General features: G+C 72.3%; 18 protein-coding genes, 1 tRNA gene and 1 pseudogene. 13 read left to right on the top strand and 7 right to left on the bottom strand.

What is annotated here, in order from left to right; genetic code table 11:
- Positions 1–91 precede the first annotated feature (91 nt).
- From ACQ5BE_RS16735 to ACQ5BE_RS16725, 3 genes are all read left to right on the top strand, one after another.
- On the top strand, positions 92–574 hold the full coding sequence (locus ACQ5BE_RS16735) for a cation:proton antiporter regulatory subunit (protein ID WP_208710511.1): 483 nt from the start codon (positions 92–94) through the stop codon (positions 572–574).
- A gap of 6 nt (positions 575–580) precedes the next feature.
- Positions 581–1,777 carry a cation:proton antiporter gene (locus ACQ5BE_RS16730; RefSeq protein ID WP_430298114.1) on the top strand — a complete coding sequence of 399 codons (1,197 nt, stop codon included), beginning with the start codon at positions 581–583 and terminating at the stop codon, positions 1,775–1,777.
- A 72-nt stretch (positions 1,778–1,849) separates the two neighbouring features.
- Positions 1,850–2,680: an amino acid-binding protein gene (locus ACQ5BE_RS16725; RefSeq protein ID WP_430298113.1), complete on the top strand. Its 831-nt coding sequence runs from the start codon at positions 1,850–1,852 to the stop codon at positions 2,678–2,680.
- A 125-nt stretch (positions 2,681–2,805) separates the two neighbouring features.
- Here the strand turns inward: ACQ5BE_RS16725 and ACQ5BE_RS16720 are convergent, their stop codons facing one another.
- The 4 genes from ACQ5BE_RS16720 to ACQ5BE_RS16705 all read right to left on the bottom strand — a co-directional run bounded on the left by ACQ5BE_RS16720 (position 2,806) and on the right by ACQ5BE_RS16705 (position 8,926).
- On the bottom strand, positions 2,806–3,537 hold the full coding sequence (locus ACQ5BE_RS16720) for a LutC/YkgG family protein (RefSeq protein ID WP_430298112.1): 732 nt from the start codon (positions 3,535–3,537) through the stop codon (positions 2,806–2,808).
- Positions 3,534–5,048 (bottom strand): lactate utilization protein B, encoded by a 1,515-nt coding sequence (locus ACQ5BE_RS16715; protein ID WP_430298111.1) that lies wholly within the window; start codon positions 5,046–5,048, stop codon positions 3,534–3,536. Before ACQ5BE_RS16715 ends, ACQ5BE_RS16720 begins: the two co-directional genes overlap by 4 nt.
- A complete protein-coding gene (locus ACQ5BE_RS16710) occupies positions 5,045–5,914 on the bottom strand; it encodes a (Fe-S)-binding protein (protein WP_430298110.1) in 870 nt (289 codons plus the stop codon). Before ACQ5BE_RS16710 ends, ACQ5BE_RS16715 begins: the two co-directional genes overlap by 4 nt.
- A 114-nt stretch (positions 5,915–6,028) precedes the next feature.
- Entirely contained in the window at positions 6,029–8,926 is a 2,898-nt protein-coding gene (locus tag ACQ5BE_RS16705) for an FAD-binding and (Fe-S)-binding domain-containing protein (RefSeq protein WP_430298109.1), read from the bottom strand.
- Positions 8,927–9,097: 171 nt separating this feature from the next.
- Between ACQ5BE_RS16705 and ACQ5BE_RS16700 the strand changes: the two genes are divergently transcribed.
- From ACQ5BE_RS16700 to ACQ5BE_RS16690, 3 genes are all read left to right on the top strand, one after another.
- Positions 9,098–10,780 (top strand): L-lactate permease, encoded by a 1,683-nt coding sequence (locus ACQ5BE_RS16700; protein WP_430298108.1) that lies wholly within the window; start codon positions 9,098–9,100, stop codon positions 10,778–10,780.
- Positions 10,781–10,894: 114 nt separating this feature from the next.
- Entirely contained in the window at positions 10,895–11,599 is a 705-nt protein-coding gene (locus tag ACQ5BE_RS16695) for a FadR/GntR family transcriptional regulator (protein ID WP_208710516.1), read from the top strand.
- 187 nt (positions 11,600–11,786) lie between these two features.
- Positions 11,787–12,776 carry a hypothetical protein gene (locus tag ACQ5BE_RS16690; protein WP_430298107.1) on the top strand — a complete coding sequence of 330 codons (990 nt, stop codon included), beginning with the start codon at positions 11,787–11,789 and terminating at the stop codon, positions 12,774–12,776.
- A gap of 132 nt (positions 12,777–12,908) precedes the next feature.
- On the opposite strand, the gene dcd is transcribed toward ACQ5BE_RS16690, so the two are convergent.
- The gene (gene dcd / locus ACQ5BE_RS16685; protein WP_430298105.1) at positions 12,909–13,484 is read right to left on the bottom strand and encodes a dCTP deaminase; all 576 of its coding nucleotides are present in this window, start codon (positions 13,482–13,484) and stop codon (positions 12,909–12,911) included.
- A 156-nt stretch (positions 13,485–13,640) separates the two neighbouring features.
- Between dcd and ACQ5BE_RS16680 the strand changes: the two genes are divergently transcribed.
- Positions 13,641–15,311, top strand: coding sequence for a CAP domain-containing protein (locus ACQ5BE_RS16680; protein ID WP_430298104.1), 1,671 nt, complete (start codon positions 13,641–13,643; stop codon positions 15,309–15,311).
- 47 nt (positions 15,312–15,358) lie between these two features.
- On the opposite strand, the gene ACQ5BE_RS16675 is transcribed toward ACQ5BE_RS16680, so the two are convergent.
- On the bottom strand, positions 15,359–15,805 hold the full coding sequence (locus tag ACQ5BE_RS16675; RefSeq protein ID WP_208710519.1) for an SRPBCC family protein: 447 nt from the start codon (positions 15,803–15,805) through the stop codon (positions 15,359–15,361).
- Positions 15,806–15,899: 94 nt separating this feature from the next.
- Here ACQ5BE_RS16675 and ACQ5BE_RS16670 point away from each other — a divergent pair.
- The 3 genes and pseudogenes from ACQ5BE_RS16670 to ACQ5BE_RS16660 form a co-directional block, all read left to right on the top strand.
- Positions 15,900–16,049 (top strand): annotated as a pseudogene (locus tag ACQ5BE_RS16670) (AraC family transcriptional regulator); the annotation flags it as partial.
- A gap of 102 nt (positions 16,050–16,151) precedes the next feature.
- A tRNA-Gly gene (locus ACQ5BE_RS16665) sits at positions 16,152–16,225 on the top strand.
- A 101-nt stretch (positions 16,226–16,326) separates the two neighbouring features.
- Positions 16,327–16,764 carry an SRPBCC family protein gene (locus tag ACQ5BE_RS16660; RefSeq protein ID WP_430298103.1) on the top strand — a complete coding sequence of 146 codons (438 nt, stop codon included), beginning with the start codon at positions 16,327–16,329 and terminating at the stop codon, positions 16,762–16,764.
- Positions 16,765–16,785: 21 nt separating this feature from the next.
- Here the strand turns inward: ACQ5BE_RS16660 and ACQ5BE_RS16655 are convergent, their stop codons facing one another.
- A complete protein-coding gene (locus tag ACQ5BE_RS16655; protein ID WP_430298102.1) occupies positions 16,786–18,138 on the bottom strand; it encodes an MFS transporter in 1,353 nt (450 codons plus the stop codon).
- Positions 18,139–18,281: 143 nt separating this feature from the next.
- Between ACQ5BE_RS16655 and ACQ5BE_RS16650 the strand changes: the two genes are divergently transcribed.
- The 3 genes from ACQ5BE_RS16650 (at position 18,282) to ACQ5BE_RS16640 (ending at position 20,632) form a co-directional block, all read left to right on the top strand.
- Entirely contained in the window at positions 18,282–19,133 is an 852-nt protein-coding gene (locus ACQ5BE_RS16650) for a LysR substrate-binding domain-containing protein (RefSeq protein WP_430298101.1), read from the top strand.
- 48 nt (positions 19,134–19,181) lie between these two features.
- Positions 19,182–19,607 carry an aspartate 1-decarboxylase gene (panD, locus tag ACQ5BE_RS16645; protein WP_208710523.1) on the top strand — a complete coding sequence of 142 codons (426 nt, stop codon included), beginning with the start codon at positions 19,182–19,184 and terminating at the stop codon, positions 19,605–19,607.
- Between the two features lie 89 nt (positions 19,608–19,696).
- Positions 19,697–20,632, top strand: coding sequence for an AEC family transporter (locus ACQ5BE_RS16640; RefSeq protein WP_430298100.1), 936 nt, complete (start codon positions 19,697–19,699; stop codon positions 20,630–20,632).
- Position 20,633: the final 1 nt, after the last annotated feature.

Here is a 20,633-nt window from a genome sequence, read left to right as displayed (position 1 = left end):
ATTTGGCGTACCCGAAATGGGTGGGGGGCGGGAGGCAGCGGACCCGAATCGGACAGCCCGGAGCCGCGGCCCAACAGACTAGAGTTGTCCCATGAACGTTGACGAGACCGACCTCCCGGGGTTCGGGGTCCGCAAGGACTTCATGACCCAGTCTGGTCGGCGGATCGGGGTCGTGACGCACCGCGACGGCGAGACCGAGCTCATCATCTCCGACTGGGACGACCCTGACACCTGCCAGGCCTCGATCCCCCTCACCGGCGACGAGGCGACGACGCTCGGCAACCTGCTCGGCGGCCAGCGGATCGTCATGCAGCTGACCGAGGAGCACCGCGAGGTGCCCGGCATCACGACCCGCCAGTTCCACATCTCCGCCGACTCGCCCTTCCGGGACCAGCCCATGGGCAAGGCCGCGATCCGCACCCGGACGAGCGTCTCGATCGTGGCGATCATGCGCGAAGGAGAGGTGCTCGCCTCGCCGGCGCCCGACGTCGTCCTCCGCACCGGCGACCTCATCGTGGCCGTGGGCACGCAGGAGGGACTCGACCAGACGGCCAAGATCCTCCGCAACGGCTGACCGGCGATGGACCGCCTCGCGCTGACCCTCATCGAGCTGGGGGCGGTGGTGTTCGCCCTCGGGCTCCTGGCCCGTCTGGCCGGGAGGATCGGCATGTCGCCGATCCCGCTCTACCTCGTGGGCGGGCTGCTGTTCGGCGCGGGCGGCGTCGTGGACCTGGGGGGCGTGCGGGACTTCGCGCACCTGTCCGGCGAGATCGGCGTCATCCTCCTCCTTCTTATGCTCGGGCTGGAATACACGGCGCAAGAGCTCGTCACCGGGCTGCGGCGGTCGTGGCAGGCCGGCGTCATGGACCTCGTCCTGAACTTCCTCCCGGGAGTGGGGGTGGCCCTGCTTCTCGGCTGGGGTGGGGTCGGGGCGCTCGTCATGGGAGGCGTGACGTATATATCTTCCTCGGGAATCGTCGCCAAGGTCATCACGGATCTGGGCCGGCTCGGCAACCGCGAGACCCCGACCATCCTCGCGATCCTCGTGTTCGAGGACCTCGCGATGGCCCTCTACCTGCCGATCCTCACCGCCGTGCTCGCGGGGGTCAGCTTCCTCGGGGGGCTGCAGACCGTGGGCATCTCGCTCGTGGTCGTGACCCTCGTGCTGCTGATCGCGCTCCGGCACGGGCACCACGTCTCCAAGGCCGTGCACAGCGAGAACTCGGAGGTGTTCCTCCTGAACGTGCTCGGCCTTGCGCTCCTCGTCGCCGGGGTCGCCTCGGCGCTGCAGGTCTCGGCAGCGGTGGGGGCGTTCATGCTCGGCATCGCCATCTCGGGCACGACGGCGCACAACGCCTCCCGCGTCCTCGAACCGCTGCGGGACCTCTTCGCGGCGATCTTCTTCGTCGCGTTCGGCCTGAACACGGACCCCGCGACCATCCCGCCAGTCCTCGGCTGGGCGCTCATCCTCGCGGTGGTGACCGCGGTGACCAAGGTGGCCACCGGCTGGTGGGCCGCCGCCCGCGCCGGGGTGGCCGTGCCCGGCCGCGCGCGCGCCGGCGCTGCCCTCATCGCACGCGGGGAGTTCTCGATCGTCATCGCCGGTCTCGCCGTCGCCTCGGGTGCCGTCAACGACGAGCTCGCCGCCCTGGCCACTGCCTATGTCCTGCTGATGGCCGTCATGGGCCCACTCGCAGCCCGGTTCGTCGAGCCGATGGTGCGGGCCCTCCGCAGCCCGCGCGGCCGCAAACCCGCGCAGGCCAAGGTCCGCTTCTGAGGCGAGCACGCGGCGTCGAGCTTAAACGGCCCGGCAACCCGGGCGAAACAGGCCTCAGCTTGGATGGGTGCCATGAGCACCTTCACGCACACTCCCCCGCCCTCGGAGCTGGCCTGCGAGGTCTGCGGCCGCTTCCCCGAGCCGACCAAGCTGCGGCTCACCCTCGCCAATGTCGCTGCGATGCTGCCGATCGAGCTCGCGGTGCACGCCGCGGTCGTGGGAACGGGGTGGCCGCTCCTGCTCAAGGTCGCACTGCTCGCGGTGACCGCGACGGCGCTCGTCATCTGGGTCGCCGAGCCCGGCGCGCGACGGCTGTTCCGGTCCTGGCTGCATGCCCCCGCGCTGCGGAGGCGGCGGCAGCTCGACGTCGCACCCGCTCTGTGGCGGGCCCGCACCACCCTGCCTGACACCCCGGGCGCCCTCGAGCACCTCACGCATGAGCTGGCCCGGCTCGAGGTGAACATCCTCGGGATCCAGGCGCAGCCGGTGCGCAGCGGCGTGGTGGACGAGCTGGTGCTGTCCGCGCCCGGCGGGCTCAGCGAGCAGGACCTCCTGCACGCGATCGGCGACGGCGGCGGGGCGGCCGCCCGAGTCTGGCCAACGACGCCGCTGGCCCTCGCCGACGGACCGACCCGCGCGCTGTCCCTCGCGGCGAGAGTCGCCGCGGCCCCGGCCGAGCTGCCGTACGCCGCGGCGGAGCTGCTGTCCGCGCGGCGTGTGCCGGCCGACCGGGCGGTACCGGACGAGTGGCACGCCACGGGCACGGTCCTGAAGATCCCGACGCCGTGGGACGCGCCGCTCGTGCTGATCCGGCCCGGCATGCCGTTCACCCCGGCGGAGGCGGCGCGGGCGAGCCGCCTCGCGGAGCTCGCCGAGGTCGTCGAGCGGCAGCGGGCCACCTGAGCGCCGAGGTCACCCCCTCTGCCGCCGAGATCACCCCGTGTGGCGCCGAGGTCACCCCTGGCCATGCTCAGTCGCGCTGCGTCTGTCGGGCAACCGGCGTCAGGATAGGGACCTTCCTCAGCACCTCAGCGAACGATGATGACGTCCAGCGTCCTCGGCCCGTGGACGCCTTCGACGCGCTCGAGCTCGATGTCGCTCGTCGCGGACGGGCCAGAGATGAACGTGAGCGGACGCGTGATGTCGAGACGCGCAAAGCCCTCGGGCACAATGCCCACAACTGTCTCCACCGGCACCACGCACACGTGGTGGTCCGGCACGAGCGAGATCGCCCGCCGCCCCTGGTCCGGGGAACCGTCCAGCACGATCGTCCCGGTCTCGGCGATGCTCACCGCGGAGCTGGTCACCACGGCGTCGAGCTCGTCGAGACGCACGACGGCGAGCGGCGCCTCGCGCGAGTCGGTCACCCTGCGCTCGCTGAGGCCCGGGTGGAGCCAGTGGGCGGGAAGGCCGTCGGGGGCGACGAAGGCCTTGCCCTCGAGCCGTGCGCGGATGGCCTCGGCCAGGCCTTCCGCGGCGACAACCTCCACGCGGGCCTTGTAGTCCTCGAGTCGGTCCACCAGGAGGGCGACGAGCTCGTCCTCGGTGAGGCCCGACGTCGTGCGGTACAACGGGGTGACCTCGGCCCCACCAGAGGTGACCTCGGCGCCACCCGGGGTGACCTCGGCGCCACCCGGGGTGACCTCGGCGCCACCCGGGGTGACCTCGGCACCACCCGGGGTGACCTCGGCGGGGGCGGGGGTGGGGGTGGTGCCGAGGGCCGCGTGGACCCTGGCCAGGATGTCGTCGCGGGCGCTCACTTCGCCTCCCCTTCCTCGGACGTGTTCAGCTTCTCCCGCTTGGCCCACTGGTGCCGGAACGACTCCGCGGGGGGCGCCGGGATGTCGCGGCTCTGGGTCCAGCCGGCGCCGAGGCCCGGGAGCTTCCCGATGACCCGGTCCCGCCCCGCCGCAAGCCGCCCCAGCGGGAGCCCGCGTTGGAGCAGGCCCATGCGCGCGCCGTCGGACATGGCCCAGGAAGCCCCCGCCATGGCAAGGTCGAACTGTGAGGGCAGGTGCCGCGCCCCCGGCTTCGAGCGCCGGGCCTCGACGTCCTCGCCGCGCAGGTGCACGAGGATCTCGGGGATGTTGATCTTCACCGGGCATGCGTCGAAGCAGGCCCCGCACAGCGAGGACGCGTACGGCAGAGACTTGTTCTCCTCCGCCTCGACGCCGGTGAGCAGCGGCGAGAGGATCGCGCCGACCGGCCCCGGGTAGGTGGAGCCGTAGGCGTGGCCTCCGGTCCGCTCGTACACGGGGCACACATTCATGCACGCCGAGCAGCGGATGCAGTGCAGGGCCGAGCGGCCGTGCCTGTCCGCGAGCGCCCGGGTCCGCCCGTTGTCCAGCAGCACGACGTGGACGTCGGAGGGCCCGTCCCCCGGCGTCGCGCCGGTCCACAGGGACGTGTAGGGGTTCATCCGCTCCCCGGTCGAGGAGCGCGGGAGCAGCTGCATGAACACTCCGAGGTCCTCGGCGCGCGGCAGGACCTTCTCGATGCCCATGACCGTGATGAGCGTTTCCGGCAGCGTCACGCACATGCGCCCGTTGCCCTCGGACTCGACGACGCCGAGCGTGCCGGTCTCGGCGATGCCGAAGTTCGCCCCCGAGATCGCCACGCGGGCGGAGAGGAACTTGGCGCGCAGGTGCGCGCGGGCAGCCATCGCCAGGCGGCGCGGCTCGTCGGTGAGGGCGGGGTCCACGTCCGGCATCTCGGCGAGGAAGATGTCTCGGATCTCGGTGCGGTTCTTGTGGATCGCGGGGACGAGGATGTGGGACGGCTTGTCGTGCCCGAGCTGGACGATCAGCTCGGCGAGGTCCGTCTCATAGGCGGCGATGCCGCGCTCCTCGAGGTACTCGTTGAGCCCGATCTCCTGGGTGGCCATGGACTTGACCTTGACCACTTCGGTCGCGTTTCGCTCCCGGATGAGGCCTTCGACGATTTGGTTCGCCTCCGCGGCGTCGCGGGCCCAGTGCACCGTGCCGCCGCGGGCGGTGAACTGCTCCTCGAACTGCGCCAGCAGCTCCGGCAGGCGTTCCATGGCCTCGGCCTTGATCGCCGAACCGGCCTCGCGCAGCTCTTCCCAGTCCGGCAGCTCGGAGACGACGCGGAGTCGCTTGTCGCGGATCGTGTGGGTCGCGTGGCCGAGGTTTGCGCGCAGCTGGGCGTTGCCCAGCTCGCGGTGGGCGGCCTTCGGGAAGGATTCGAGGGCGGAGATGTTGCCGAAGCCGCGCGGCGGAACAGCCGGGATCCCCAGACTCACCGTGGTCATCGTGCACCTCCCTTCGCGCCGGCCGGCTGGCCGGCGAGCGCGAGCTCGCCGTCGACCCTGAGCGGGTTCTCCCTCGTCGAGGCGAGCACCTCCGCGAGGTGCACGGTCCGCACGGGGCGGCCCTGCGCCGTCGTGCGCTTCTCCCGGGAGAGGCCGCCCCCGATGTGCATGAGGCAGGACGCGTCCCCGCCGGCGCACGCCTCGGCGCCGGTGCCGCAGATGTTTGCGACCTTGTCGGCGAGCATCGCGGAGGAGACATCCGCGTTCTTCACGGAGAACGTGCCGCCGAAGCCGCAGCACTGCTCGGCGTCGGGGAGGTCGACCACGTCCAGCGCCTCGACCGTGGACAGCAGGGCGCGCTGCCGGTCGCCGAGGCGGAGCAGCCGCATGCCGTGGCACGACGGGTGGTACGTGATGGTGCCAGGGAGGTAGGAGCCGAGCTGCGCGGCGGCGTCGGTGACGCCGAGGACGTCGGTGAGGAGCTGTGCGAGCTCGTAGGTGCGCGCGCCGACTGCGTCGGCCCGCCCGGCGAGCGTGCTGTCGGCGCCCTTGACCCCGTGCTCCACCGCCCAGTCCGCCACCATCGCGTGCTGGTGCTTCACCGATGCGACGCACGAGCCGGAGGGGGCGACGGCGACGTCGTACTCCCCCGCCTCGAAGCCGGACTCGAAGGTGCGGACGTGGTTCGCGACGACGGGGAGCGCCTCGGGGAAGTAGCCCGAGTTGACGTGCATCTGGCCGCAGCAGGCCTGACCGGACGGGAACACGACCTCGTGCCCCAGCCGCTCCAGGATCTCCACCGTGGCCTGCGCGACGCGGGGGTACATCGCGTCCACGATGCAGGTCGCGAAGAGCGCGATTCTCATGGTGTCCTCTCTCAGCCCGGGATGACCCCGGACCATGTGGTCTGACCATAACATAGCGATGTGTGGGCAATCACACCACACCTTCCGGCCGGACGGCGTGGCGTGAGGGGCGCGTCAGGGGCGCGTCGCCGCCGCCAGCAGCTCGAGGACGTGGCGGTAGGGGCGCTCGGTGGCGCGGGTGAGCCCGATCTCGCACGTGCGGTTGCTCGAGGCGTACTCGGCGAAGCGGCCCCCGCGCTCCCGCTCGGCCTCCTCGATCCCTGCCGCCTCGGGCGTCGTGGCCGAGGCGGTCAGCTCGGGGTGCAGGAGCCCGCGGTCGCCCGCGAAGCCGCAGCATCCGGCCGCGAGGGGCGTGAAGACCTCGTCGGCGATGTGAGCGGCGATCGCGGCGAGCGACGGCGTCGTCCCAGCGATCGTTCCGGAGCAGGTCGGGTGCAGGGCCATCGAGGGGATGGGGGAGCGCACCTCGAGCCGGGGCAGGAGGCCGGCGGCGAACTCGATCGCGTCGACCACGCGCAGGGCCGCGGCCGCCGGCAGGGCCTCCGCGGCAGAGCGCAGCATGACCGCGAGCCCCTCCGCACAGGAGGAGGCGTCGACGACGACGGGGAGCCGCCCGCCGTCGCTCGCCTCGACGAGGGCGGGCACGACGACCGAGCGCATGTGCTCCCAGCCCGAGGTCATGCCCTTGGACTTCCACGGGGTGCCGCAGCACATCGAGCCGAGGCCCTCAGGGGTGCGCAGGCGGACGCCGGCGCGGTCGCAGACGTCCAGGAACGCCCCCGACGCCCCGCCGGGGTGGCCGCCGTCCTCGGGCCCGAACATCGTGCCGATGCACGCCGCGAACAGGACCGCCTCCGCGGCGTCGTCCCGCCGCCGGGGACGCGGGGAGCCGCCGCCCGGCAGTGCGCCGTCGTACATCGGGATCCCGTCGCCCAGGAGCTTCCGCGCCAGGCGCGTCGCACCCTCGATCGGCGCGGAGGGCAGGGCGGCGGCCGCGCTCAGCGCCGCCCCGCCCACGCGGGAGGCCGCGCCCCAGGAGTGCGCCGCGCCGTTCCAGGCGGCGGACTCGACGCGGCCGGCGGCGTCGGCGCGGAGCCGGCGCACGAGGTCGCCGGTGTTGATGCCCACGGGGCAGGCCGTGCCGCACATGCCGTCGACGGCGCAGGTCGAGACGCCGTCGTAGTCGTAGCCGTCCATGATGGCCCGCGCGAGCTCCTCGTTGCCCTCCGCGCGGGCCTGCTCGGCGTCGCGGCGGAGGGTGATCCGCTGGCGCGGGGTCAGGGTCAGGGAGCGGGACGGGCAGACCGGCTCGCAGTACCCGCACTCGACGCAGCGGTCCACCTCCTCCTCGACGGTCGGGGTCACCTTGAGGTCGGCCAGGTACGAGCGGGGGTCATCGGAGAGGACGGCGCCGGGGTTGAGGATGCCGCGCGGGTCGGCGAGGCGCTTGACCTCCTTCATGACCTCGTAGAGCTCGTCGCCGAACTGGCGGCGCACGTAGGGGGCCATGATGCGCCCGGTGCCGTGCTCTGCCTTGAGCGTGCCGCCCGCGCCGAGCACGAGGCTGACCATCTCCTCGGTGAAGTCCTCGTACCGGCGCGTGTCCGGCGTGGAGAAGTCCTCGTTGATCATGAAGTGGAGGTTCCCGTCCTTGGCGTGGCCGAAGATGACGGGGTCCGCATAGCCGTGCTCGGCCAGGAGCCCGGCGAGGTCATGGGACGTCTGGGCGAGGGCCGGGACGGGGACCGCGATGTCCTCGAGCAGCTGGCTCGTGCCGGACGGGCGGGCGCTCGCCACAGTCGAGTACAGGCCCTTGCGGACCTTCCACAGCGCCGCCCGCTCTGCGGCGTCCCTGGTCATCGCCACGGGCAGGGCGAGGCCGAGCCCCGCGAAGAGCGCGTCCGCGGAGGCGGCGCGGTCCGCGAGCTCTTCTGCGCTCCCCGCCGTGAACTCGACGAGCAGCGCGGCCGGGTCGGCGAGGTCCAGGGCGCGGATCTGTTCGGGGCAGTCGGGCAGGCGCGCGGAGACGCGCAGGGACACCGCGTCCATGAGCTCGGCGGTGTCCGCACCCGCGGCCACGAGCGCGGGGACCGCGGCGGCGGCCGCCCGCACGCCCGGGAAGACGAGCAGGCCCGCCGCGACGTGCGGCTTGACCTCCACCGTGTCGAACACCGCTTCCGCGACGAACGCGAGCGTCCCCTCGGACCCGACGATGAGGTGGACGAAGATGTCCAGCGGGTCCTCGAAGTCCAGGAACGCGTTGAGGCCGTACCCCATGGTGTTCTTCATCGAGAACTGGTGCCGGATCCGCGCCACCGAGTCCGGGGAGGCGAGGATCCGGCGCCGCAGCCGCGCGAGCCCCTCGTGCAGCTCGGGCTCGCGTGCGGCGAAGACGGACGACGCCGCGGGGTCCCCCGAGTCGATGACCGTCCCCGAGGGCAGGACGAACCTCAGGGACGCCAGCGTCCGGTATGTGTTGGCCTCGGTGCCGCAGTGCATGCCCGAGGAGTTGTTCGCCACGACGCCGCCCACCGTGCAGGCGATCTCGCTGGCGGGGTCGGGCCCGAGCGCGCGGCGGTGGCGGGCCAGGCGGGCATTGACGGCGCGCACCGTCGCGCCGGGCTCCACCCGCACGCGCTTCCCGCCGTCGAGCACCTCGATGCGGCCGAAGTTGCGCCGCGTGTCCGCGAGGATGCCGTCGGTGATCGCCTGGCCCGAGAGGCTCGTGCCGCCGGAGCGGAACGTGACCGGGGTATCGTGGCGTGCGGCCGCCGCGAGCAGGCGCGCCACGTCCTGTTCCGTGCGGGGGGCCGCGACGACGCTGGGCACTAGCAGGTAGTGCGAGGCGTCGTGCGCCTTGGCGTGGAGGTCCAGGGGCCGGGTCGTCACGGCATCGGCTCCGAGCGCGGCGGCGAGGTCGTCGGCGAGCAGGTTCCGGGGTGCGGCCGCGGGGGAGGCGGCCGCGGGGCGCGAGTCTGCGAGGCGGGCGCTCGTCGTCGTGCGCATGGTCATGGAGGTCCTCCCGGACGGGCGGCGGGCATGTGGTCAGACCATGCAACCACACCTGTGCCCCTTGTCACAAGGGCGGGAATGTGTGCTAGGTTACGTGGTCGGACCACGAAGGTCCGACCACATCGGCGCCAGCGTCGCCGTCGCCCCGGTTACCACTCCGCAGGAGCCCGCATGACCTTCACCCCCGTGACCGATCCGGTAGCCGGCAGTGTTGCCGTCTCCGCGCTGATCGGCCTCATCCCCCTCCTCACGTTCTTCGTGCTGCTCGCCATCGTGCGCACCTCCGCCCATGTGGCCGGGGCGTTCGCCCTGCTCGCGGCGCTCGTCGTCGCCGTAGTGGCCTACCGGATGCCTGCCCCGCTCGCCGGACTCGCCGCCACCCAGGGCGCGGTCTTCGGCGCGTTCCCGGTCTTCTGGATCGTCCTCATGGCCGTCTGGCTGTACCAGGTGACGGTCCGCAGCGGGCGGTTCGAGGACCTGCGCCGCATCTTCGACCGGATCGGCAACGGGGACCTGCGCATCCAGGCGATCCTCATCGCCTTCTGCTTCGGCGGCCTCCTCGAAGCCCTCGCCGGGTTCGGCGCGCCCGTGGCGATCACCGCGACCATGCTCATGGCCATCGGCCTCAAGCCGCTGCGCGCCGCCGCCACCGTGCTCGTCGCCAACACCGCGCCGGTCGCGTTCGGCGCCATCGCGATCCCGATCACCACCGCCGGCGCCCTCACGGGCATCCCCGCGGACCACATCGGCGCCGTCGTGGGACGCCAGACCCCGCTCCTCGCCTTCGTCGTCCCGCTCCTGCTCCTGCTCCTGGTCGACGGCGTGCGGGGCCTCCGCGACGCCTGGGCCCCCGCGCTCGTGACCGGCATCGCCTTCGGCATCGCCCAGTTCCTCTGCTCGAACTACTTCTCCTACGAGCTCACGGACGTCGTCGCCTCCCTCGTCGGCCTCGGCGCGGCGATCGCGTTCCTGCGCGTCTGGCGGCCCCGCGGGGCCGCGGAGGCCCGCGCGCGCCTCGGCGTCCCCGCCGCCGTCCCCGCCGGACCCGGCGCGGCAGACGCCACGCTCACGCGCGCCCGCACGTGGATGGCGCTGTTCCCCTACCTCCTCGTCATCGTCGTGTTCTCCGTCTCGAAGCTGTGGCGATTCGGCCTCGACATCCCGGCGGCCCTCGCCGCGACCGACGTCAAGGTCAACTGGCCCATCCTCCACGACGCCGTCCTCGGCATCGACGGGAAGCCCCTCTCCTCGACCGTGTACACGTTCCAGTGGCTCTCGGGCCCCGGCACCATGCTCTTCATCTCGGGGCTCATCATCGCGCTCGTGTACTCGCTCAACGACGGCCGCGGCCGGTTCCGCCTCAAGGTCTCCGACGCCCTCGCCGAGCTGTGGCGCACGGCGGTCAAGATGCGCTTCGCGGCCCTCACGATCGTCCTGGTCCTCGCCCTCGCGTACGTCATGAACCTCTCCGGCCAGACCGTCGCGATCGGCACGTGGCTCGCCGGCGCGGGCGGGGCGTTCGCGTTCCTCTCGCCGATCCTCGGCTGGATCGGCACCGCCGTGACCGGCTCCGACACGTCCGCGAACGCCCTGTTCGCCAAGCTCCAGCAGACCGCGGGCCAGCACGCGGGCATCGACCCCGCGCTGCTCGTCGCGGCGAACACCTCCGGCGGCGTCGTCGGCAAGCTCATCAGCCCGCAGAACCTCGCGATCGCCGCGACGTCCGTGGGCATGGACGGGCAGGAGTCCACCATCCTGCGGAAGGTCGTGTGGTGGAGCCTGGGCATGCTCCTGGTCCTGTGCACGCTCGTGTTCCTCCAGTCCACCCCGGTCCTCGGATGGATGCTGCCGTAGCCCGTCCGGCGTCCTCCCCGCACGACGGCGAGCCCCCGCTCCCGGTGCCCAACGCGCCGGTGGCGGGGGCCGGCGTCGTCCGTTCCCGGGCGCGCGTGCGGAAGAATGGACCCCATGTCTGAAACCGCCACCGGCCGCGCCCACGACGTGGTGCTGCGCCACATCGAGAACAGCCTCCGCTCGGGCGAGCTCAAGCTCGGCGACCGGCTGCCGGGCGAGCGCGCCCTCGCGGAGCAGTTCGGGATCTCGCGGGCCTCGGTGCGGGACGCGATCCGCTCGCTGGAGGTCCTGGGCGTCCTTCGCTCGGCCACGGGGTCGGGGCCGAACTCGGGCACGATCGTCGTCTCGGACCCCTCCTCGGCGCTCGGCGTCGCGCTGCGGATGCACGTCGCCAGCCACCACCTGCCGGTCAACGACGTGGTCGAGGCCCGCATCATGATGGAGACGTGGTCCCTCGAGCACGCCGCCGCGGCCCCCTGGACCCCTGACCAGCTCGACGACGCGCGCCGCCTCCTCGACGCCATGGACGACGACGCCCTGCCGTCGCAGATCTTCACCCTCCTCGACGCCCAGTTCCACGTGGCCCTGAGCGCCCTCGCCGGCAACGTCGTGGTGAGCACCATGATGGAGTCGCTGCGCGAGGCCATCCGGGGCTACATCGACGACGCCGTCACGCGCCGCGGCGGCTGGGACGCCGCCGTGCACGTGCTCCGCGAGCACCACCGGGGCATCTTCGAGGCCGTCGAGGCCCGCGACGGCGAGCGCTCCGCACGCCTGGTCCGCGAGCACATCGAGTGGTTCTACCGCCAGGCCCTCTGACGCGGGCCCGCCCGGGCCCGCGCCTGCCCCCGGCCCCCCCGAATTGTCGACTTCGCGTGGGTCACCAGCCGTCGCACCCGCGTCAAGCCAACAATTCGCGGGAGGGGCCATTGTCATTGGTCCTCCACACTGTGGATAAGTCGGCCACGTGGACCCGCGGAAGTCCCGGCCGGGCGAGGATGCTCGCATGACAACGCGACGCCCACTGCCCGAGCCGCTGAGGGGCCGGTCCTTCTCGCTCGAGGAGGCCCGTGCGCTCGGCGCGTCGGGCAGCCGCCTCCGCGCCTCCGACCTCGTCATCCCCACGCGAGGAGTCCGCGTCCCCTGGGACGCCGCCCCCTCCCCCGAGGCCACCGTACGGCCGCTCCTGGACGTGATCGCAGGAGGCGTCGCCAGCTTCACGACCGCGGCGCGGATCTGGCGGTTCCCCCTGCCGCTGGCCTTCCAGGACGACTTCTCCGTCCACGTGACGCGGCTCCCGGGGAGGTCCCGGACCGAACGGCCCGGGGTGGTGTGCCATCGGATGAAGCTCGGCCCGGAGGACGTGGTGGACTTCCATGGTCTGGCCGTGACGTCTCCCCTGCGAACCTGGCTCGACCTGTCCGGGGTCCTCTTCCGCGATGACCTCGTGGCGATCGGCGACCACCTCGTCTGCGCCCATCCACCGGACTTCCCGCGGCCCCGCGAGCCCCTCTTCTCCATCGAGGACATCACGGAGTTCCTCGACCGCAAGCACCGCGTCCGCGGGCTCCCGGCCGCGAGGGAAGCGCTGGCGCTGGTGAGGGTCGGCGCCGACTCGGTCCCCGAGACCAAGCTTCGCCTCGCCGTCGTGGACGCTGGCCTGCCCGAGCCCTCTCTGAACCACGTGATCCGCAGACCCGACGGCCGGGCCGTCGCGTGGCCGGACCAGGCGTTCGTCGAGGAACGGGTCGCCCTCCAGTACGACGGCGGCCATCACCGGAGTGCCGACCAACAGGCGAACGACAACTGGCGCAACCGCGCCGTCACGGATGAGGACTGGGACAACGTCGTAGTCTCTGCCCGAGACGTGACGCAGCGCGGGTGGGACGGAGTGGCCCGGTTCATCGGGGAGCGCCTCCGCCTGGCGTCGGCGAGGGCCCGGCGAACCGGGGCGGCTCGGCCGAGGACGGCCACTGCCTCGCAATTGTCGGCTTGACGTGGGTGAGGCGCCCTCGCACCCGCTGGAACCCGACAATTGCGGGGGTGGTGCGGGTGCGGGGGCGGGGTGGTGCGGGGGAGGGCTCGGGCGCCGGGGATGGGGGCGGCGGGGTGTGCCGCCCCGGCGCCCCTAGATGCTGGTGCGGTGGAAGTTGAGGTGGCTCCGCGACGCCGTCGGGCCGCGCTGGCCCTGGTACCGGTTGCCGTACTCGCCCGAGCCGTAGGGGTGCTCGGCGGCGGAGGAGAGCCGGAAGAAGCACAGCTGGCCGATCTTCATGCCCGGCCACAGCTTGATGGGCAGCGTCGCGACGTTGGAGAGCTCGAGGGTCACGTGTCCCGAGAAGCCCGGGTCGATGAAGCCGGCGGTGGAGTGGGTCAGCAGCCCGAGCCGGCCGAGGGAGGACTTCCCCTCGAGCCGCGCCGCGACATCGTCGGGGAGGGTCACCGTCTCGTACGTCGAGCCGAGCACGAACTCGCCGGGGTGCAGGATGAACGGTTCGTCGCCCTCGACCTCGACGAGCCGGGTGAGCTCCGGCTGCTCCTGGGCGGGGTCGATGTGGGCGTACTTGTGGTTGTCGAAGAGCCGGAAGAACCGGTCGATCCGCACGTCCACGCTGGACGGCTGCACCATGGCGGGCTCGTACGGCGCGAGCTGGATTCGCTGGGCGTCGATTTCCGCGCGGATGTCGCGATCTGAAAGGAGCACGCCTCCCAAAGTACCGCAGGCCGGGCGCCTGACCGCTCCCCTAGCACGGCTGTGACAGGAGCGCGAGGATTGCCGCCTGCGACACGCGGGACTAGTGTTGCAATCGTGACGCAGGTGATCGGCCTCCCGGTCGGTCCGGGGAAAGGACGCTTGCGAATGCCACGATTCCTGACAGCCGTCACCGTGCTGGCCGCCGCGGCCCTCGCCGCCGCAGCGCCGGCCGCGTCCCCGCCGTCGTCCGTCGCCACAGCGCCGGCGGTCGCCGCCCAGCCTGCCGCCGCGCACGACGCCGCCGCGTCGCCGCCGGGGGCAGCGGACCCCGGCGGCGGGTCGAGAGCCGTGCAGCTGGCCGCCGCCGAGGAAGCCCCACAGGCCGCTCTCCAGACGGCCCCGACGCCCCCACCCGTGAAGTCGGTCGACGCCGCGCGCGGCCCGGCTGCCATGGACGCGGGGGTCACTGCCGTCTCCCCGCTGTCTGCGCCCATGGGCGACACGAGCAACCTCGTCCGGGACGACAACTCCGCCCAGGTCCGGGCGGTCTTCGACGCGATCAACGCCTACCGCGCGCAGAAGGGCCTCAATCCGGTCAAGTACCACCTCTCGGTGCAGGACCTCGCGCAGGAGTGGTCGGACAGCATCGCGAGCCGAGAGGTCATCGAGCACCGGGCGTCGTTCTGGACGGACCCGCGGGCCATGAACCCGAACAACGGCGCGGGCGAGGTCATCGCCGTGCGCTGGGACCGGGATGCGGCGCAGCTCGTCGAGTGGTGGAAGACGTCACCCTCGCACAACGCGATCCTGACCGACCCGCGCCTGAACGTGATCGGCATCGGCATCACGTTCACGAACGGGACCTACCCCGCGACTCCGAACCGGTACGCGATGTGGGGCGTGGTGGACTTCTTCGGGTACACCTCCTTCCCCTCGGGCACGATCGACGCGCCGAACGGCTCGAGCACCCCGGCGCCCGCGCCCTCGCCGAGCCCAACCCCGAGTCCGACCCTCTCAGCCGGGGGCGTGGCCGTGGCCCAGGCGGACAAGGCCCTGTGCACCCCGCCGGCGCGCTTCATGCCGACCGCCCAGGACATGTCAAAGGCCGCGCTGACGAGCACCGCGGACCTCGTCGCCGTCACCTCGGACGGGACCCTGCGCGCCTACCCCGCGCGCGGCGGCGGCTACGGGGCGCCCACCGACCTCGGGACCGGATATGCGAACGCGATCACGGTCAACGTCACGGACTGGGACCGCGACGGGCTCCTGGACCTGCTCGTGCAGTGGAAGGACGGCAGGCTCACGCTCCTGCGCGGCCTGCCGGGCGGCGGCTTCGCGGCGCAGGTGACGCTCGGTTCGTCCGGCTGGGAGACCATGACGATCAGCCTCGGCGAGTGGTGCGCCGACAACCGGCTCCCGCAGATCCTCGCGGCCGACGGCGCGGGGAACCTGTGGCTGTACCCGAACCGCGGGCTCGGCGACCTCGTGGACCGCGGCCGCCTCGCGACCTCGATGCCCGCCGGGCAGGGGAATGTCGTGGACTTCAGCGGCGACGGGTTCGAGGACCTCGTGGTGCGGCGTTCGGACGGTGCGCTGCTCCTGCACCGCTCGCTCGGGCAGCAGGGCCTCGTCGACGAGGCACGGGCCACGATCGGGACTGGGTGGTCCTCGATGGGCCCGATCCGGGTGCTGCGCGGGCTCGACGGGCTCAACACGGTCGGCGTCGCCTCGGTCCGCCCGGATGGCGCGCTCGTCTACTGGCCCGTGGCCGGCGGCGCCTTCGGGGCCTCGCGCGTGATCGGCGGCGGCTGGGCCGGGATCCGGCTCGCCCAGTAGCGGGCGTCGGCGCGTTCGGCTGCTCACCCGGCGCGCGCCGGATCGCTTCAGCCGGCGGGCGCCCCCTCGAGGACGGCCTTGAGGCTGTCGAGCTCGTTGACCTCGGACTGCATGGTCTTGTGGATGAGGCCGCCCATGAGCTTCATGACTCCGGTGGGCTCGAAGGTGAGGCCGAAGCTCACGGTCGTGGCGCCGTCGTCCGCGGGAACCAGGAGGAAGACCCCCTGCGGGCGGGCTGGGCCGGCAACGACCCGGAACCGCAGCACCTCCCCCGGGCGCGCCTCGGTGATCTCGTAGTCGCCGTCGATCTCGCGGCCGCCGGGCCCGGCGAGGCGCTGCGCGTACACCGCACCGACCGTCCCCGGGTCCCCGGAGGTGTGGGAGACCGAGCGGACGCTGCGGCGCCAGCGGGCGTTGTTGAGCCCGTCCGCGAGGAAGGCGTAGACGTCTGCTGGGGACCGGCGGATCGTGACTGTGTGCTCGGCGGCGACCATGCGTGAACCCTAGGCGCCGCAGGGACCCCCGGCAAGGCCGACCGCCGAGGTCACCCCCACTGCCCTCGACGTCACCCCCACTGACGCCGCCCGCCGCCTCCTCGAATCCACGGAGCTCCCCGTGGAGCGGATCGCCGAGGGCACCGGCATCGGCTCGGCGGCGGACCTGCGGTCCCACTTCGCGCAGGCGGTGGGCATGTCGCCGTCGGCCTACCGGAGCGCACGACGGCGCATCGCCGCCTGAGCGCGCCGCTTCCCCGCGCGGTTCACACGGACCACGGTCGTCGCACCGGTTGCGCAGACCACCCCCGACGGTGTTGTAAGCTGGGGGAAGCCTCAGGGCAACGCGGCCGTAGCTCAATGGCAGAGCGCTCGCTTCCCAAGCCAGATACGCGGGTTCGATTCCCGTCGGCCGCTCCACGAACCCCCGATCCCCCGGACCGGGGGTTCTTTCATGTCCGCGCTGCCGCCGGCCGTGCGGCATTGACACTTCTCGGGGACCGCGGCCTACTGGAACCGTTATGGGCGTCATCGAGCACTCCGTATGGATCAAGGCGGCCCCCCAGGCGGTCTGGCACGTGTACACAGACCCACGGCGCATTCCGGAGTGGGAGACGGGCTCGCCCGTGATCGAGGACCTCGGTGGGGACGGTGCTTCCGCAGGCTCGGCCTACACGTCCCGGCGAAGAGCTCTGGTCGCCCGCACATCCGTCATCGAGTCGGAACCCCCTCGACGGCTCGTCACCCACACCGACGCCTCCCTCGGGCTTCGCTTCGACGTCACGTCCGAGCTCAGCACGGACGGCGACGGCACCCGGCTCCGCCTCCGCGTTGTGACGTCGTGGCCCCGCGGGCTGGGCGTCCTCGGCCGAGTTGTAGAGCACGCGCTTCTGGGCGGACGCGAGGCCGCCAAAGAGCTCGGCAATCTCAGAGCGCTCATCGAGGCACCATCGCCTTAGCCCTGCACGCTGCCCGGCAGGTCAGGCCGCCGAAGCCGTCCCGCGGGTGCGTCCCCGTCGCCTCCACAGGACCAGCCCGAGCACCCCCGCGGCGAGGGCCGGCACCCCGCCCGAGACGAGCATCGCGGCGTGGGCACCGATATGCTCGGCGAGCCAGCCCAGGAGCGGGCCCCCGAGCGCCTGTCCGCCGATGAGCACCATCGTGTACAGGCTCATGACGCGGCCGCGGATCCCCACGTTGGAGCTGGTCTGCACGAGCTGGTTCGCGCTCGTGAGGAACAGGAGGGCGCAGAAGCCGGTGACGGCGACGAGCGCGCAGAAGACCGGGAGCGAGGGCGCCAGCGCGGCGAGTGCCAGCATCGACCCGTGCAGGCCCGCGCCGAGGACCACGGTGCGCAGGCTCAGCCGAACCCTCCGCGCCGAGGCGATCGCCCCGCTGAGCGCCCCGACGGCGACCATGGTGTTGAGGAGCCCGTACCCTGCGGCGCCCACGCCGAAGACGTGCTCGGCGTAGGCGGCGAGGAGCACCGGCAGGCTCATCGCGAACACGGCCACGACGCCGGCCAGGGTCCAGGGCCAGCGGATCGTCGGCTTGCGCCACGCGTAGGCGAACGCCTCCCGCAGCATGCCGGGCGACTTGGGCGTGGGCGGGGCGACGGTGAGCTCGTCGCGCCGGAGGGCGCCGAGCGCGCATGCGGTGACGAGGCACGCGACGGCGTTCATCGCGAATGCCCACCCGCCGCCGACGGCGGTGAGGAGCCAGCCGGCCACCGCGGGTCCGATGAGAGCGCCGAGCTGGAAGGTCGTGGAGTTCACGCTGATCGCGTTGCGGAGGTACGCGGGCCCGACGAGCTCGTTGACGAAGACCTGCCGTGCCGGCTGGTCCAGCACGGTGACCATCCCGAGCAGGAGCGCGATGCCGTACACGTGCCAGACCGCGAGCGAGCCGGTGAGCGCCAGGGCCCCGAGGGCAGCGGCGCACAGCGCGGAGGCCACGGCGCAGCCCTGGAGGAGACGGCGCTTGGAGAAGCGGTCCGCCATGAGGCCGCCCCAGGGCCCGAGCAGGAGCACGGGCAGGAACTGCAGCGCGACCGTGACGCCGACGGCCGTCACCGACCCGGAGAGCTCGAGCACGATCCAGTCCTGCGCGATGCGCTGCATCCACAGCGCGACCACCGCGACGAAGTGCGCGGCGGCGAAGATGCGGAAGTTCCGCACGGAGAGCGAGACGAAGGTGTGCCGCCACGGGAGCCGCTCGGGCACGACGGCGATGGGTCCGGTCGGCGGGATCGCGGCGGGACGGCCGTGGGCCGTGGAGGCGGTGCAGTGGTTGTCCGACGTAGTTGAGGGCAGGGCTGTGCTGGGCGAGGTCACGGAGGAGTCCTGGTGTCGTTCGGGAGCGTTAGGCCTGGAAAGTCGACTGCCTCCACGCTAGGCAGAGCCCATTCAATTGCGGAAGATTATTCCTCCTCTAACTGCTATTGCGGTCCGCAATGCTTTCGGGGAGCATTCCCACCATGTTCGACCCGACCCACCTGCGCAGCTTCCTGGCCGTCGCGGAGAACCTGAGCTTCACGCTCGCAGCCGAGCGGCTGCGCCTGGCCCAGCCCACCGTGAGCCAGCATGTCGCCAAGCTCGAGAAGGCCGCCGGCCGCCTCCTCCTCGTCCGGGACACGCACGGCGTGCGGCTGACGGACAACGGCGACGCGATGGCCGGCTTCGCCCGGACGATCCTGGCCGCGCACGACGACGCCGCGCGCTACTTCCGCGGTGAGGCCATGCGCGGGCGCCTGCGCTTCGGCACGGCGGACGATCTGGCGATCACCGGGCTGCCCCGGATCCTGCGCGAGTTCCGGCGCGCGTACCCCCAGCTGAACCTCGAACTGACCGTGAGCCAGAGCGATGACCTCCACCGCCGGCTCAAGGCCGGCCAGCTGGACCTCGTGTTCATCAAGTGGGTGGCCGGGGCGCAGGAGGGCACGGTGGTGCGGCAGGACACCTTCTCCTGGGTCGGGGTCGAGGAGACCGCGCTGGACCCCGGCGACCCGGTCCCGCTCGTCGCCTATCCCGCGCCGAGCCTGTCCCGCACACTCGCAATCCAGGCGCTCGAGGCGAGCGGGCGGCGGTGGAAGGTCACCTGCAGCACCAAGCAGATCGCGGGCGTCCTCGCGGCGATCCGCGCAGGCCTGGGCGTGGCCGTCATGCCCACGACGCTCGTGCCGACGGACCTGAAGATCATCACCCACCGCTTCGACCTGCCGCCTGTGGGGGACGTCGACTTCACGCTCATCCGCAACCCCCTCGCGAACTCGGCGGCCGTCGATGCCCTCACGGAGGCGATCCTCGGACGCACACTCGGACGCACGTGAGGCGCACGCCACAGAGCCGGCGCGGCGTCCGGAGTAGAATTGGGCGCGATGAACCGCACAATGTTCAAGTCCAAGATCCACCGCGCCACGGTCACGCACGCTGACCTCCACTACGTCGGCTCGGTGACGATCGACCTTGACCTGCTCGAGGCCGCCGACATCCTGCCCGGCGAACTCGTCTCGATCGTCGACATCACCAACGGCGCCCGCCTCGAGACCTACACGATCGCGGGCGAGCGCGGCTCCGGCGTCATCGGCATCAACGGCGCCGCGGCCCACCTCATCCACGAGGGGGACCTGGTCATCCTCATCACCTACGCCTCGATGTCCGACGCCGAGGCGCGCGAGTTCGTCCCCACGGTGGTCCACGTCGACGCCGAGAACAAGATCGTCCAGCTCGGCACCGACCCGGCCGAGGGGAACGGGGCCGGCATGCTGCGTCCGCCCTTCGCCATCCAGGCGCACCTGAACTAGTCCCCCCGCCGGGCACCGCGGGCAGGCGCTAGGCTGGGGGTCATGCCCCCGAGAAACCGCTTCCCATCCACGCGCGCACGGGGCCGCCGATGCTAGGCGTCCTCGAGGGCTTCGCCGTCGTCTGGGCCATCATCGGCGTGGGGTGGTTCTGCGCCCGCCAGGGAATCCTGGGCGACGGCGCGCAGGCAGTGCTCAGCCGGCTCTCCTTCTTCGTGGCCAGCCCGGCGCTCCTGCTGGAGACCCTCGCGCGCTCCGACCTGCGGGCCGTCTTCTCCACCCACCTGCTCGTGATCGCGGTCAGCTCCACCGCGATCGGCCTCGTCTCGTTCGTGGTGTTCCGCTGGCTTCGCGGGCGCGGTACCCCCGAGGCCCTCATTGCCTCCATGAGCGCCTCCGTCGCGAACTCGGGGAACCTGGGCATTCCCATCTCGGTGTTCGTGCTCGGCGACGCGAGCTTCGTCGCGCCGCTGCTGATCTTCCAGCTGGCCCTCTTCACGCCGTCGTACCTGCTCCTCCTCGACGGCACGACGGCGACCGCGAAGCCGGGGCTGGCCCGCGCGGCGCAGTTCGTGCTCCCCATCGTGACGAACCCGAACATCATCGGCTCGATGATCGGCCTCGTGCTCGCCGGAACGCGGTGGACGCCGCCGGAGCTCATCATGCAGCCGATCCACCTCATCGGCGGCGCGGCGATCCCGGCGATGCTCATGGCGTTCGGCATCTCCCTGCACGGCTCGCGGCCCCTGCGCGCGGACGACGGGCGGCGGCTCGACACGGCCCTCGCCTCGACGCTGAAGGTCGTGGTCCACCCCCTCATCGCCTTCGTGTTCGCCCGGTTCGCGCTGGGGCTCGGCGGGCACGAGCTCTTCGCCGCGGTCGTCACGGCCGCCCTGCCCACCGCGCAGAACGTCTACATCGCCGCCCAGCGCTACCGCCACGGGATCGTGGTCGCGAAGGACACCGTGCTGATCACGACCGTCGTCGCCGTCCCGGCGATGGCCGGCATGGCGGCGCTCCTCTCCTGAC

Source organism: Sinomonas sp. B1-1 (assembly GCF_050474465.1).
In the GTDB taxonomy this organism is placed as follows: domain Bacteria; phylum Actinomycetota; class Actinomycetes; order Actinomycetales; family Micrococcaceae; genus Sinomonas; species Sinomonas flava.
Note: the sequence above shows the minus strand (reverse complement) of the source record. Positions and strands in the feature narration are given on the sequence as shown.

Excerpts from the sequence above, each read along its gene's own strand:
- ACQ5BE_RS16725 (WP_430298113.1), top strand. The coding sequence starts at position 1,850 with ATGAGCACCTTCACGCACACTCCCCCGCCCTCGGAGCTGGCCTGCGAG.
- ACQ5BE_RS16640 (WP_430298100.1), top strand. The coding sequence starts at position 19,697 with ATGCTAGGCGTCCTCGAGGGCTTCGCCGTCGTCTGGGCCATCATCGGC.
- ACQ5BE_RS16695 (WP_208710516.1), top strand. The coding sequence starts at position 10,895 with ATGTCTGAAACCGCCACCGGCCGCGCCCACGACGTGGTGCTGCGCCAC.
- ACQ5BE_RS16700 (WP_430298108.1), top strand. The coding sequence starts at position 9,098 with ATGACCTTCACCCCCGTGACCGATCCGGTAGCCGGCAGTGTTGCCGTC.
- ACQ5BE_RS16690 (WP_430298107.1), top strand. The coding sequence starts at position 11,787 with ATGACAACGCGACGCCCACTGCCCGAGCCGCTGAGGGGCCGGTCCTTC.
- ACQ5BE_RS16710 (WP_430298110.1), bottom strand. The coding sequence starts at position 5,914 with ATGAGAATCGCGCTCTTCGCGACCTGCATCGTGGACGCGATGTACCCC.
- ACQ5BE_RS16715 (WP_430298111.1), bottom strand. The coding sequence starts at position 5,048 with ATGACCACGGTGAGTCTGGGGATCCCGGCTGTTCCGCCGCGCGGCTTC.
- ACQ5BE_RS16650 (WP_430298101.1), top strand. The coding sequence starts at position 18,282 with ATGTTCGACCCGACCCACCTGCGCAGCTTCCTGGCCGTCGCGGAGAAC.
- ACQ5BE_RS16705 (WP_430298109.1), bottom strand. The coding sequence starts at position 8,926 with ATGACCATGCGCACGACGACGAGCGCCCGCCTCGCAGACTCGCGCCCC.
- ACQ5BE_RS16660 (WP_430298103.1), top strand. The coding sequence starts at position 16,327 with ATGGGCGTCATCGAGCACTCCGTATGGATCAAGGCGGCCCCCCAGGCG.
- ACQ5BE_RS16680 (WP_430298104.1), top strand. The coding sequence starts at position 13,641 with ATGCCACGATTCCTGACAGCCGTCACCGTGCTGGCCGCCGCGGCCCTC.
- ACQ5BE_RS16675 (WP_208710519.1), bottom strand. The coding sequence starts at position 15,805 with ATGGTCGCCGCCGAGCACACAGTCACGATCCGCCGGTCCCCAGCAGAC.
- ACQ5BE_RS16730 (WP_430298114.1), top strand. The coding sequence starts at position 581 with ATGGACCGCCTCGCGCTGACCCTCATCGAGCTGGGGGCGGTGGTGTTC.
- panD (WP_208710523.1), top strand. The coding sequence starts at position 19,182 with ATGAACCGCACAATGTTCAAGTCCAAGATCCACCGCGCCACGGTCACG.
- ACQ5BE_RS16735 (WP_208710511.1), top strand. The coding sequence starts at position 92 with ATGAACGTTGACGAGACCGACCTCCCGGGGTTCGGGGTCCGCAAGGAC.